12 protein-coding genes, 1 tRNA gene and 1 pseudogene are annotated in these 13,054 nt (G+C 66.3%); 9 read left to right on the plus strand and 5 right to left on the minus strand.

The features are described 5' to 3' along the window. The 3 genes and pseudogenes from RTN46_RS02965 to RTN46_RS02975 form a co-directional block, all read left to right on the plus strand. Window positions 1-185, plus strand: a pseudogene (locus RTN46_RS02965) (hypothetical protein); the annotation flags it as partial. Further along, entirely contained in the window at window positions 182-871 is a 690-nt protein-coding gene (gene thiE / locus RTN46_RS02970) for a thiamine phosphate synthase (RefSeq protein WP_312178938.1), read from the plus strand. The pseudogene RTN46_RS02965 and the gene thiE, both read left to right, overlap by 4 nt. After that, window positions 868-2,550 carry a bifunctional hydroxymethylpyrimidine kinase/phosphomethylpyrimidine kinase gene (locus RTN46_RS02975; protein WP_312178991.1) on the plus strand — a complete coding sequence of 561 codons (1,683 nt, stop codon included), beginning with the start codon at window positions 868-870 and terminating at the stop codon, window positions 2,548-2,550. The genes thiE and RTN46_RS02975 overlap by 4 nt, the downstream gene beginning before the upstream one ends. A 126-nt stretch (window positions 2,551-2,676) precedes the next feature. Here RTN46_RS02975 and RTN46_RS02980 read toward each other — a convergent pair whose 3' ends face one another. Genes RTN46_RS02980 through RTN46_RS02995 form a run of 4 tightly spaced genes read right to left on the minus strand, consistent with a single transcriptional unit; the run spans window position 2,677 to window position 4,989 of the window. Further along, a complete protein-coding gene (locus RTN46_RS02980) occupies window positions 2,677-3,441 on the minus strand; it encodes an ABC transporter permease (RefSeq protein WP_312178939.1) in 765 nt (254 codons plus the stop codon). After that, window positions 3,438-4,283 carry an ATP-binding cassette domain-containing protein gene (locus tag RTN46_RS02985; RefSeq protein ID WP_312178940.1) on the minus strand — a complete coding sequence of 282 codons (846 nt, stop codon included), beginning with the start codon at window positions 4,281-4,283 and terminating at the stop codon, window positions 3,438-3,440. Before RTN46_RS02985 ends, RTN46_RS02980 begins: the two co-directional genes overlap by 4 nt. Next, on the minus strand, window positions 4,280-4,657 hold the full coding sequence (locus RTN46_RS02990) for a DUF1048 domain-containing protein (protein WP_312178941.1): 378 nt from the start codon (window positions 4,655-4,657) through the stop codon (window positions 4,280-4,282). Before RTN46_RS02990 ends, RTN46_RS02985 begins: the two co-directional genes overlap by 4 nt. A 2-nt stretch (window positions 4,658-4,659) precedes the next feature. Next, window positions 4,660-4,989, minus strand: a complete 330-nt coding sequence (locus RTN46_RS02995; protein ID WP_312178942.1) for a PadR family transcriptional regulator — start codon at window positions 4,987-4,989, stop codon at window positions 4,660-4,662. A 155-nt stretch (window positions 4,990-5,144) separates the two neighbouring features. Here RTN46_RS02995 and RTN46_RS03000 point away from each other — a divergent pair, with 155 nt between their 5' ends. From RTN46_RS03000 to RTN46_RS03025, 6 genes are all read left to right on the plus strand, one after another. Continuing rightward, entirely contained in the window at window positions 5,145-5,807 is a 663-nt protein-coding gene (locus RTN46_RS03000; protein WP_312178943.1) for a dihydrofolate reductase family protein, read from the plus strand. 88 nt (window positions 5,808-5,895) lie between these two features. Beyond that, entirely contained in the window at window positions 5,896-8,028 is a 2,133-nt protein-coding gene (locus tag RTN46_RS03005; protein ID WP_312178944.1) for a prolyl oligopeptidase family serine peptidase, read from the plus strand. A 72-nt stretch (window positions 8,029-8,100) separates the two neighbouring features. Further along, window positions 8,101-8,191 (plus strand) — tRNA-Ser (locus tag RTN46_RS03010). 351 nt (window positions 8,192-8,542) lie between these two features. Beyond that, window positions 8,543-9,901 carry a magnesium transporter gene (gene mgtE, locus RTN46_RS03015; protein WP_312178945.1) on the plus strand — a complete coding sequence of 453 codons (1,359 nt, stop codon included), beginning with the start codon at window positions 8,543-8,545 and terminating at the stop codon, window positions 9,899-9,901. An 88-nt stretch (window positions 9,902-9,989) separates the two neighbouring features. Next, window positions 9,990-11,195: an L-2-hydroxyglutarate oxidase gene (gene lhgO, locus RTN46_RS03020; protein WP_312178946.1), complete on the plus strand. Its 1,206-nt coding sequence runs from the start codon at window positions 9,990-9,992 to the stop codon at window positions 11,193-11,195. Between the two features lie 114 nt (window positions 11,196-11,309). Further along, entirely contained in the window at window positions 11,310-12,332 is a 1,023-nt protein-coding gene (locus RTN46_RS03025) for an aldo/keto reductase (protein WP_312178947.1), read from the plus strand. Window positions 12,333-12,335: 3 nt separating this feature from the next. Here the strand turns inward: RTN46_RS03025 and RTN46_RS03030 are convergent, their stop codons facing one another. Continuing rightward, window positions 12,336-13,004: a hypothetical protein gene (locus tag RTN46_RS03030; RefSeq protein WP_312178948.1), complete on the minus strand. Its 669-nt coding sequence runs from the start codon at window positions 13,002-13,004 to the stop codon at window positions 12,336-12,338. Between the last annotated feature and the right edge of the window lie 50 nt (window positions 13,005-13,054).

The following is a 13,054-nucleotide window of genomic DNA, read 5'->3' on the forward strand; positions in this document are numbered from 1 at the left end:
ACGACGATGAAACGCACGACGGCGGAAGACTGGCGGCGGTTGCGGCCGCCACCGCGGTTTACACGCTGGCGGCCGAAGCAGCGGCCGGGTGGGCAACCGGGCCGGGCAGCTTCGTTCCGGCGTTCCTGGATGCCCTCGCGGACCTGGACTCCGGGACCATTGCGGCCAAGTTGGTGGCAGCATGAATCCCTCGGTGGCCGGCGCGCCCGTCACCCAGGCCCGGACCCTGTCCCGCACCACCGGCATCTATCTGGTGACGGACACCGCGCAATGCGGTGCCCGCGGCGTCACGGAAACCGTCCGCGCTGCCGTCGCCGGCGGGGTCCAGACCGTGCAGATCCGTGAAAAGCACGCCTCTGCGGCAGACTTTTATGCGCTGGTACTGGCGGTCGCCGAGGCAGTGGACGGCCAGGCGCTGGTGCTGGTGGATGACCGGGTGGATATTTATCTGGCAGCCCGGGCCGCCGGTGCCCGGGTCCACGGGGTGCATGTGGGCCAGAGCGACGTTCCCGTTGCTGCTGTCCGGGCAATCGTGGGGCCGGACGCCGTCGTGGGCCTGACCGCCAATACCAGTGCACACCTCGACGCCGTGCGCGCACTGCCTCCGGGCACCGTGGACTACCTCGGTGCCGGGGTCATCCGCCCTACCAGCACCAAACCTGATCATCCCGCTCCCCTGGGAATGGCCGGATTCCGGGCTTTCGCCGCGGCCGCACCGGTGCCCTGCGTCGCGATCGGCGGGATCGGGCTGGCCGATGTTGCCGCCCTCCGCGCGGCCGGTGCCTCCGGGGCGGCAGTGGTTTCCGCGATCTGCCTGGCCGCGGATCCGCTGCACAGTGCCCGGGAACTGGTCGCGGCGTGGAACGCATGACCTCGCTGCATACCGCGGAGACCGTGCATTCCGCGGACACCGGCCGCAGCGTTCCCCGGGTCCTGAGCATTGCCGGCACCGATCCCAGCGGAGGCGCGGGCATCCAGGCGGACCTGAAGTCCATTGCCGCCACCGGTGGTTACGGCATGGCCGTGGTGACCGCCCTGGTCGCGCAGAACACGCACGGTGTCCGGTCGGTCCACACGCCGCCGGTGGAGTTCCTGCGCGAGCAGCTGGAAGCGGTGAGTGACGACGTCGTGATTGACGCGGTGAAGATCGGCATGCTGGGCACCGCCGAGGTGACGCGCACGGTGGCCGGGTGGCTGGCCGAGGTCCGGCCGCCGGTCGTGGTCCTGGACCCGGTCATGGTGGCGACCAGTGGCGACCGCCTGCTCAGCAGCGCTGCCGAAGATGCCCTGCGGCAGTTGCTGCACCGGGTGGACCTGGTGACCCCGAACCTGCCCGAGCTCGCGGTGCTGCTGCAGGAATCTCCGGCGCAGACCTGGGACCAGGCACTCAGCCAGGGGCAGCGTCTGGCCGGCGCCTATTCCACCGCCGTACTGGTCAAGGGCGGGCACCTCGCCGGAGAAACGGCGCCTGATGCACTGGTGGTGCCCGACGGCGTTGGCGGGTTTGCGGTCGCCGAGGTCAGCACTGCGCGGGTTGCCACGAAGAATACGCACGGGACCGGGTGTTCGCTGTCCGCTGCCATGGCCACGTTGTATGCCCGTACCGGGAACTGGACCCAGACGCTGAAGGCAGCCAAGGACTGGCTGCAGGAGGCGCTGGAAAGCGCGGACCTGCTGAACGTCGGTACCGGCCACGGACCGGTGAACCATTTCCATGGCGTCTGGGCACGCGGGCTGCAGCAGCTGCCCGGGGAGAGGCCGGCCCCCGAGGGGTGGGCCGGGGATCTGACTCCTGCACCGAATCGAATGCAGCCTGCACCTGCCCCCACGGAAGATGCTCCGGCATTCTCCAGCCCCGCGCCCGCAGGCGACTGGAGTGCAGCACTGTGGGAAGCGACCGCCGGTCTGCGGGCCCGGATCGATGAGCTGGACTTCGTCCGCGGACTCGGCGACGGGTCGCTGGCGCAGGATTCCTTCAGCTTCTACTTGGCCCAGGATGCGATCTATCTGCGCGGCTATGCGCGTGCCATGGCCCGGGCGAGTGAACTGGCACCCCGGCTCCAGGAGCAGGTCTTCTGGGCCGCGGGGGCCCGCAACGCCCTCGAAGCCGAACTCGACCTGCACCGAAACTGGCTTGGGCCTGCGGGCGGCACCGGCGTTGAACAGATCCTTTCCGCGCCTGCGGGCTCGGACTTCGCCGCCGCCGGGCCGGTGACCCGCGGTTATCTTGATCATCTGCTCGGACCTTTGCGGCATAACGAGAACCACCTTGAGTATGCCCGTCTGGTGGGAGCGGTGCTCCCCTGTTTCTGGGTTTACGCGGACGTGGGGGCCAGGCTGCAGCAGTTGAACCATCCCGGGCATCCGTACCGGGAATGGCTGGACACCTACGCTGATCCGGGGTTTGCTGCTGCAACGGAAGAGGCCATTGCGATCCTGGAAACCGTCCTGGCCGGGGGCGGCGCCGAACGGCAGGCCGCCCAGGAGGCCTTTGCCGGCTCGGTGCGATGGGAACACGACTTCTTTGAGGCGGGCACGCTGCCCAAGTGAGCAGATATGGCGGCCTGCCCGCTGGACAGGTCGCCAGAGCTGCGCACTGGATGCCCGGCGGGGCCCGCCGGATGTGGCGTAGCCAGGCTCTGGCTCCGCATCCGGATCCGGCCCTGCCCGGGTGCCCTAGCTGATCCGCCGCCGGTACGCAGCTATCGAGAGTCCGTACGCAACAACCAGGATCCCGGCACACCAAGCGAGGGCAATCCAGATCTCGGTACCAACCGGCTGCTGGGCGAACAGGGCGCGGATGCTGTTGACGATCGAAGTGACCGGCTGGTTCTCAGCGAACCAGCGCACCGGACCGGGCATGGTGTCTGTGGGCACGAATGCCGAACTGATGAACGGCAGGAAAATCAGCGGGTAGGAGAAGGCGCTGGCCCCCTCCACTGTTTTTGCCGACAGGCCTGCGAACACAGCAACCCAGGTCAGTGCCAGGGTAAACAGGAGCAGGATGCCGCCCACCGCGAGCCACGCACCGATGCCGGCACCGGTGCGGAAGCCCATGATTAGGGCGACGCCCACCACAATTGCCAGCGAGATCAGGTTCGCGGCCAGCGACGTCATCACGTGAGCCCAGAGGCTGCTGGACCGGGCGATAGGCATCGACTGGAAACGCTCGAAGATGCCGCCCTGCAGATCAGTGAAGAGCCGGAAGGCGGTGTACGCGACGCCCGAAGCGACTGTGATCAGCAGGATGCCGGGCAGCATGTAGTCGATGTACTGGAAGGAACCGGTAGCGATGGCTCCGCCAAGCACGTACACGAACATCACCATGATGGCGATCGGCATAACGGCCGTGGTGATGATGGTGTCCGGGCTGCGCAGGATATGCCGCAGCGAGCGCCGGGTCAGCACGGCGGTGTTGCCGTAGAAATGGGTTGCACTCATCGTCCTTGCCCCTGATTCTCCGCGGCAGCGCTGCCGGAGATCCCGGAGGCACCGCTCTTTCCGTTGGTGTTCCTGCCGTCGCCGCCGACAATAGCGAGGAAGACATCCTCAAGGCTCGGCTGCTTCTCCACGTACTCCACGGTTGCCGGAGGAATGAGCGCCTTGAGCTCGGCGAGGGTTCCGTTCGCAATGATGATTCCCTCGTGCAGGATCGCAATCCGGTCGGCAAGCTGCTCGGCTTCATCCAGATACTGGGTGGTGAGCAGGACTGTGGTTCCCTGCCCAGCGAGTTGCTTGACTGTCTCCCACACTTCGAGGCGGCCCTGGGGATCCAGGCCGGTTGTGGGTTCGTCCAGGAAGATCACGGAGGGGTTGCCGATGAGGCTCATCGCAATGTCCAGGCGCCGTCGCATACCGCCGGAGTAGGTCCCCGCTTTCCGACTGCCCGCCTCGGTCAGCGCAAACCGTTCCAGCAGCTCGTCCGCCACCCGACCAGGCTCTTTGACACGCCGCAGCTGCGCCACCAGGATCAGGTTCTCCCGCCCGCTGAGCACCTCATCGACGGCGGCGAACTGCCCGGTGAGGCTGATCGCCTCGCGCACCTCCCCGGGATCGGTGACGACGTCGAAACCGTTCACGGCCGCACTTCCGGCATCCGCTTTCAGCAGCGTCGCCAGGATCCGCACCACCGTCGTTTTTCCCGCCCCGTTGGAGCCGAGCAGGGCGAAAATACTGCCCGGTTCGACGTCGAAGTCCACACCCCGCAGCACCTCCAACTCCTTGAACGACTTTTCGAGCCCTTTCACCCGGATCGCGGGGCGCTCACCCAGCTGGGCGGTCATGATCCCTCACCCCCGTCATCTTCCTCATTTTCCTCGGCACCGTTAATGGCCTTGATGAGGCGCTCGCGCTCCTTGTTGATCCACTGGCCGTCCGAGTAGTTCCGGAGGAAGGTCTCCGCGAACTCCACCGGGTCCTCCCCGACCACGGCCCGGACGGGGGTTCCATCCACCGCGGCGCGTTCGAACAGGTCGGCAAGATCCTCGACCATCGTCATCATGATCCCGCCGTTGCTAATGGCACCGAAGTAGGTCAGGTACCGCTCGAAGGCCTCTACGGACGTACGGTAAGGGGCCGGAAGGGCCTTGACCCGCGCCTTGTATTCCCGCCACCGGCGCTTGTCACCGAAGTCGCCAACTATCTTTTCAATCAACATGGTCACTTATCTCCTCGGTGGAGCTGTTCCAGACGTTCTGCGAGGAAGCTCCAAGTCCTCCAGAACTCATTGAGATAGTCCTGCCCCTCCGCGTTGAGCGAATACACCTTCCGCGGGGGGCCTTTTTCGGACGGCACCTTTTCGACGTCAACCAGGCCGCGCTGTTCGATCCGGATGAGCAGCGCGTAGACCGTGCCTTCGGCAATATCGGTGAAGCCCTGCTCGCGCAGCCACGCAGTGATTTCATACCCGTAGGCGGAACGTCCGGACAGGATTGCCAGGACGATGCCTTCCAGCACGCCCTTGAGCATCTCTGTCGCTTGCTTGCCCATCAGATGCTCCCCTCTTGCTACCTAGTAATGTTGACTACCAGTACATAGTAACGCTGAGTAGTTTGAATGCAAGGGGGTTCCGGCATGTTCCGTAAGCAGCCTCGGTCTCCTCCCGGCTCTGGTCCTCGCCATCTCTGGCAGGCACAATGGCGGGCATGACTGAACACGGACCGGAAACTGTACCTGAGAGGGAACCGGACACGGCAGCGAGCGCCGCACCCGCGCCTGGGGTGCAGGTGATCGTCCAGGAGTGGATCTCCCTGGACGGGTTCGCGGCCGGGCCCGGCGGGGAATCCGACCTTTTCGCCGCCGTCGCTCCGGAAACCAGCATCGCCGGCCAGGAGTGGAACGTCCGCCTCCTGCCGCACATCGATGAAGTGCTGATGGGCCGGGTGACGTATGAGCTCTTTGCCGCTTACTGGCCCACCGCCAACGAGCCCATCGCCGGACCGCTGAACAAGGTTCGTAAAACGGTGGCTTCCCGCTCCCTTTCCTCGGCCCCTTGGGGCGCCTACCCGGAGGCCGCCGTCGTTCCGGATGCCGTCAGCTACGTCCGGGAGCGCCGCAGCCAGGGTGGAAAGTTCCTCATCTGGGGTTCGGTGAGCATCGTCCATGCCCTGCTGGAAGCCGGGGAAGTCGACGAGCTGGACCTCTTTATCGCTCCAATAATGCTCGGCCAGGGACTGCGTGCCTTTCCGGAAAGGTCCCTCCTGCTGCAGCTGCACAACCTCAGACACTGGCGCGGCACCCTGCACGCGCGCTACCTGCCTTCCGCTCCGCGGGAGCCAGGGGCCGCGGCGAGGGACCTGACCTTCTAGCCTTCGACGCCGGGTGTGCCATACCCACGGGTTTCGCATCCGGGGCCGCTCTGGCGGAGGTTCGCCGGCGCACCCCTAGGATGGGCTCATGACTTCCGCGAGCGCAGAAACCCCGCCGGACCAAGAGACGGCAGACGAATTCCTCTGGCTGGAGGATATCTACGGAGACCGGCAGCTGGACTGGGTCCGGGCACAGAATTCCAAGACGGAGGCACTGCTCTCCGGCACGGACTTCGAACGCACCGAGGAACGGCTGCTCGAAGTCCTGGATTCCACGGACCGGATTCCCATGGTGGCCAAGCGCGGGGACTGGTACTACAACTTCTGGCGGGACGGCGGGCACCCGAAAGGCCTGTGGCGGCGTACCAGCTGGGAGAGCTACGCCAGCCCGGATACTGAATGGGAAATCCTGCTGGACCTGGATGCCCTCAGTGCCGCGGAGGGCATCGAGTGGGTCTGGGGCGGAGCCCGGTTCCTGCGTCCGGAAGATGGGGCCTCCTACCGCCGCGCGCTGCTCATCCTTTCCCCCGACGGCGGTGACGCTTCCCGCTACCGGGAGTACGACGTCGTCGACCGCGCCTTCGTCGCAGACGGTTTCGACCTGCCCGTCGCCAAGACCCAGGTTTCCTGGGCCGGCCCGGATGCCCTGCACGTGGCCACCGACTTCGGTCCGGGGAGCATGACGGCTTCCTCTTACCCGCGCACGGTGCGGACCGTGCACCGCGGCCAGGATCCTGCCGACGCCGGCCTGTATTTTGAAGTGCCGCAGGACCACATGATGGGTTACGTCCACCATGACCAGACGCCGGGATTCGAGCGGGACCTGGCGCTGGATATCATCGACTTCTACGACAGCATCACGTACCTGCGCCGGAACGACGCCTGGCTGCGGGTCGAGGTGCCGCTGGATGTAACCGTGGACCTGCACCGCCAGTGGCTGGTGATGCGCCCGCGCACCGACTGGCTGGTCGGGCAAACCCTGCACAAGGCCGGATCGCTGGTGGCCGCGGACCTTGAGGAATTCCTGTCCGGGAGCCGCAACCTGCGCACGATCTTCACTCCGGAGCCCGCGGTTTCGCTGCAGTCCTGGAGCTGGACGCGGGACTATCTGCTGCTGAACCTGCTCCGGGACGTCACTTCCGAAATCCAGGTCCTGGAACCCGCGGCGGACTGGCAGGCCACGGCGCTGGATGCCTGCCCACCGCTGCACTCGGTGGACGCGTACGCGGTCGACGACGAGGACGAAGCCGCCGGGAACGACTACTGGCTGATCAGCACCGGCTTCACGACGCCGTCCACCCTCTCCCGCGGCACGCTCGGCCCCGCGGCAGGAACGGACGAACAGACGGCCACGGAAGTGAAGTCCTCGCCGTCGTTCTTCGATTCCTCCGACTGCACGGTGGAACAGCACTTCGCCGTGTCCGAGGACGGCACCCGGGTTCCGTATTTCCAGGTGGCGCATCAGGGCATGGTGCTCGACGGCGGCAACCCCACGGTGCTTTCGGGTTACGGCGGGTTCGAACAGGCCCTGACCCCGGCCTACAGCGGCGTAGTGGGCCGCGGCTGGCTGGAGCGCAGCTACACGGACGACGGCGGGACGGTGCGGCGTGGGGTTTACGTGCTGGCGAACATCCGCGGCGGCGGCGAGTACGGTCCCGAATGGCACCGCGCCGCCCTGCAGCAGAACCGGCACCGTGCCTATGAAGACTTCGCCGCCGTGGCCCGGGACCTCACATCCCGCGGCGTGAGCTCGCGCGAACACCTCGGCTGCACCGGACGGAGCAACGGCGGACTGCTGGTGGGCAACATGCTCACCCTCTACCCCGAGCTTTTCGGTGCGGTGTCCTGCGGCGTGCCCCTGCTCGATATGCGCCGTTACACCAAGCTGTCCGCCGGGCACTCCTGGATCGCGGAGTACGGCGATCCGGACGACCCGGGGCAGTGGGAGTTCATCAAGACGTTCTCCCCGTACCACCTGCTCCGCGGGGACGTTCAGTATCCGCCGTCGCTGATCTGGACGGCTACCAGCGATGACCGCGTTGGCCCGGTCCAGGCCCGAAAGATGGCGGCCAGGATGCAGGCCCTCGGCGTGGACCGGGTCTGGTTCCATGAGGCTTTGGAAGGCGGACACGCCGGCGCAGCGGACAACCGCCAGTCGGCCCGGATGCATGCCATGTCCTATGAGTTCCTCTGGGAAGCGCTCACCGGCCGCTTGTCCTGAACCTGTTTTGCTGAAAGCACCCCTATGTGGGTAATCTTGACAGGCTGGCAACGTGAGTTCGCCAGGGCGTTTGGAGACGTGCCAGAGCGGCCGAATGGGCTTCACTGCTAATGAAGTGTGGGCCTAAAGCCCACCGGGGGTTCAAATCCCCCCGTCTCCGCCAACGGAAACACCCCGGTCTTCGGACCGGGGTGTCTTCATATCCGAACAGTTGCGAAAACGGCAGGAGGTGAACCGCACGCATGGACGACGGGCATAGTCGATCTACCGAACCGCGCGGGCCTCGCCTTCGCCCAGGGAACCTTACCTTCGCGCCCTCCCGGCACTGAACGATTCCTGCCGTCAGCGGCAGTCTCCGGGACGGCCCCGCACATAAACTGCGGGCCCCTCGAATCCCTCCGGCCTGAGCCCGTGCGGTTGCGGTAGCGCTCCGAGACAGCACACTCATTCCTTGCACACACCGCGGCACTGCCGCGGCGCTCTTATGTGCGCCCCCTCAGGAGGGAAACGGACCATGATCAAATCACCCACTCTTTCGTTCGACGCCAGCGCCGAACTGCTGGCCGACGCCCTCAGCCAGAACAGCATGCCGCTGGTGGCCCGGGCCCTGCAGCCCCTGGACGTCGCCGAGACCCTGGAACAGCTTGAACGGCTGAACACCATCGACCGGGCACTGGCCTACCGCACACTGCCCAAGGAACGGGCCTTGGAGGTCTTCGAGCGGCTCGACGCGCGGCTGCAGGCTGACCTGGTGTCCGGGCTGCAGGATGCCCAGGTGGCTGAAGTCTTTGCCGCGCTGAGCCCTGACGACAGGGTGGCCCTGCTCGACGAGCTGCCGGCCTCGGTGGCCAACCGTCTGATCCTGGGACTCAGCGAAAAGGACCGCGCGCTCACCAGCACGGTGCTCGGCTACCCGCAGGGCGCCGTGGGACGGTACATGAGCCCGCAGTTCGTCACCACCCACCCAGGAATGACGGCTGCCCAGGCGCTGACCCGCGTGCGGGCGCGGCTCGACGACGCGGAAAGCATCTACACGATCCCGGTCACTGACGACAGCCGCCACCTGGTTGGTGTGGTCTCGCTGCGGGACGTGCTGCGCGCCGCGGAATCAGACCTGGTCGCGGACCTGATGAAGGAACCACTTTCCGCCCCCGCCACGCTGGATGCGGAGGAAGCGGCCCGGTACTGCGCCGACGCAAAGGTCCTGGTGCTGCCGATCGTCGACGCCGAGAACCGGCTGGTCGGAATTCTGACCGTGGACGATGCGCTGGGGATCCTGGAGGACGCCGAAAGCGAGGATGCGGCCCGGGCCGGCGGCGCCGAACCGCTGCGCCGTCCTTATCTGGCCACCCCGGTGCGCAGCATCGTGCGCGCCCGCGTGGTGTGGCTGCTGGTCCTGGCGCTGGGCGCCACCCTGACGGTGCAGGTCATGGACACCTTCGAAGCCACCCTCGCCGAGCAGGTGGTGCTCTCGCTCTTTATTCCGCTGCTCATCGGCACCGGGGGGAACACCGGCAACCAGGCGGCCACGACCATTACCCGTGCTTTGGCGCTGGGGGATGTCCGTCCCAGGGACGTGTTCAAAGTCGTTTCCCGGGAGGTCCGGGTCGGCGCCTGGCTGGGCCTGCTGCTCGGCGGGCTGGGGTTTGCCGTCGCTGCCATCATTTTCACCGTGCCCCTCGGCCTGGTCATCGGCTTGACGCTGCTGGGTGTCTGCACCATGGCAGCCACCGTCGGCGGACTGATGCCACTTCTGGGCAAGGCACTGAAAGTGGATCCCGCCGTGTTTTCCAATCCCTTTATTTCGACCTTCGTCGATGCCACGGGCCTGATCATCTACTTCCTGATCGCTTCGGCTATCTTGGGTCTCTGAATTGGGGCGCGCCTAGCAACTGGCCTGCAGCCTCTCCTTCGCCCGCCGCCCTCTACACTCGCCTCAGGACCAGCGGGAGGACACGGGAGTGAGCGAAAAACGCATCGCCGTCATCGGCGGCGGGATTGTCGGCATCGCCGTCGCCCGGGCCCTGATCCGCAGGGGCCTGGGCGAGGTGACGGTTTTCGAGAAGGAAACCCGCCTGGCCGCCCACCAAACAGGACACAACTCCGGGGTGGTGCATGCCGGCCTGTACTACAAACCCGGTTCCCTCAAAGCCCGGCTGTGCGCCGCGGGGCGCGTGGCCATCAAAGAGTACTGCCTGGAAAAATCCCTGCCCTACCGCGAGGTGGGCAAGCTGGTGGTGGCCCTGGATGAAGGTGACCTGCCAGCCCTGGCAGACATTGAGTCCCGGTCAGTGGCCAGCAGAGTTCCCGATCTTGCCCGCATCGATGATCAGGCCAAGCTGCGGGAGATCGAGCCGCACGTGGCCGGCATCGCCGCCGTGCATTCCCCGCACACCGCCGTCGTCGACTATCCCGCCATCACCGAAGCCATGGCCCAGGACGTGCGGGCTGCCGGCGGCACCATCCTCCTGGGTCAGGAGGTCACAGCCATGGTCGTGGAGGGCACAAAGGTCCGCCTCCACACCCCCGCGGCCGAGCATGTCTTCGACCAGGTGGTGGCTTGCGCGGGACTGCAGTCAGACATCGTGGCCAGACTCGTCGGTGCCGATCCTTCTCCGAAGATCCTGCCATTCCGCGGCGAGTACTGGGCACTTGACCCCGAGCGCGGCCATCTGGTCAACGGTATGATCTATCCCGTCCCCGACCCGGCCTTGCCGTTTCTGGGCGTCCACTTCACCCGCGGTGTCTATGACGATATCCAGGTGGGCCCCAACGCGGTGCCGGCGCTGGCCCGCGAGGGCTACAGCTGGGGGCGCATCTCGCCCAGGGACACCCTGGAGTCGCTGCGCTGGCCGGGTGCCCTGCCTATGGCAAGGCAGTACTGGAAGATGGGCATCGATGCCATCGGTGAATCCCTGCTCAAACCCATCTATTTCTCCCGGGCCCGCCGGTTCATCCCCGAACTGCAGATGTCCGATCTCATGGCCAAAAGCACCGCCGGGGTCCGCGCCCAGGCCTGGAGCAGGGATGGTTCGCTGGTGGATGATTTCGCCGTGGACCAGGTGGGACCGGTGACGCTGCTGCGCAATGCGCCCTCGCCCGCCGCGACGTCGTCGCTCGCCATCGCTGACTATGTCATCGAGAAGTACCTGCCGTCAGGCCGCTAGCGCAGGCCCGGCGCAGCCTTGCGGTGCAGCCAGCTTTGCGGCCCCTGTCCCGGTTCCCCAACCGGGGCATAGGGTGGACGCAACCCAGAAAGCCACGCAGAAGGGGAATTACCCATGGAGATGCGCCTGCTGGGCAGCAGCGGAGCTGTTGTCAGCAAATATGCCCTTGGCACCATGACGTTCGGCAACGAGACCGACGAGCGGACCTCGCACCGCATGCTCGACGAGTATCTGGCCGCCGGCGGGAATATCATCGACACCGCGGATATTTACAGCGCGGGCGCGTCGGAAGAAATTGTGGGCAAATGGCTGATCTCCAACCAGTCGGCCCGGGATTCAGTGCTGCTGGGCACCAAGGGACGTTTCTCCACCGGCGACAGCCCGAACGACGCCGGCAATTCCCGCCGTCATCTGCGCCGCGCCCTCGAGGACTCCCTGCGGCGGCTGGGGGTTGACCACATCGACCTCTACCAGCTGCATTCGTGGGACCCGCTGACGCCGCTGGAGGAAACCCTGGGGTTCCTGAATGACGCGGTGTCAGCCGGTTTGATCAGCTATTACGGGTTCTCGAACTTCACCGGTTGGCAGCTCACCAAGGCGGTCTGGACAGCGAAGCTGCACAACTGGCAGCTGCCGGTGACCCTGCAGCCGCAGTACAACCTGCTGGAGCGGGAGATTGAATCGGAAATCGTGCCGGCAGCGCTCGACGCCGGGCTCGGCCTGCTGCCCTGGTCACCGCTGGCCGGAGGTTGGCTCACCGGCAAATACCACCGCGAATCCGTTCCCGCGGGCAACACCAGGGTCGGCGAAAATCCGACGCGGCAGTTCCAGGGCTGGGACCTGCGCAGCGGCAGCCCGCGGACCTGGGCCGTGCTCGACGCGCTGCATGAGATCGCTTCTGCCCATGAGGTTCCTCCGGCGCAGATCGCCCTCGCCTGGCTGGCCGGGCGTCCGGGAGTAACGTCGGTGATTTTGGGGGCCCGAACGCCGGACCAGCTGGAAGGCAACCTGCAAGCGGCCAACGTGAAACTGACCGCTGCGGAGGTGCACCGCCTGAATGAGGTCAGCGCCCCGACGGTGGGCAACTATCCCTACGGACGGGACGGCCTGACCCAGCGTTCGCGCCCTCTAGGCTAGAAGTCAGAAGTCTTCCGGACGCAGGTTCTGCGCCCACTTGCTGATCTCGGCTTCATCGGGAAGCGTCTGGGAGTTGTTCCGCTTGCCGGTGTCCTTGCCGGCCCCGCCCGGAGCGGAGGCATCCGTGCCGGGTCCGTCCGTCAAGGCTGCACCGGTCCCTTCAGCGGAATTTTTGGAGTCCGGTCCGGCGTCCGCTGGCTCCTGTCCGGGGTGGCTGCCCTCGGCTTCCGTTCTGCCGGTGGCCCTGTTGGAAGGTCCGCCGTCCTGGGATTCACCGACCGGGCCCGCCGTGGGAGCATCAGCCGCCGGGGCTGCTTTGGGCTGTACATAGGGAACCGGGTGCGAAGCCAGGGAAGCAACGGCGGCACTAGCCGCCCGGATGCCGCATCCAGTCGCCTGGGCGTAAACCTGGATTGCCCGGATCGGCTGGCCTTGGGCGATCGCTGCATAAACCTGCTGGTGACCGGCTTCATCCAACCGGGCCACAGCCTCGCGTGCTGCTTCCAGTGAAGTTCCGGCCGGGGCCCGGCCGGTCTGCTTGGCACCCTTGGCGGGGTTCGAACCCCGTTCTGGGGTGGCCGGACGGCTAGCCCGGCGGCGCTGGGCTCGGCCCACCAGGAAGTTCACGAGCACGATCGCAGCTACGAACAGGACAATGACCACAAACTCCATACCTCGATCCTAGCTTTTCCGCAGCCGTGGTTCTCCCGCCCACGGTATAT

This window comes from Arthrobacter sp. (assembly GCF_031988865.1).
In the GTDB taxonomy this organism is placed as follows: Bacteria; Actinomycetota; Actinomycetes; order Actinomycetales; family Micrococcaceae; genus Arthrobacter_B.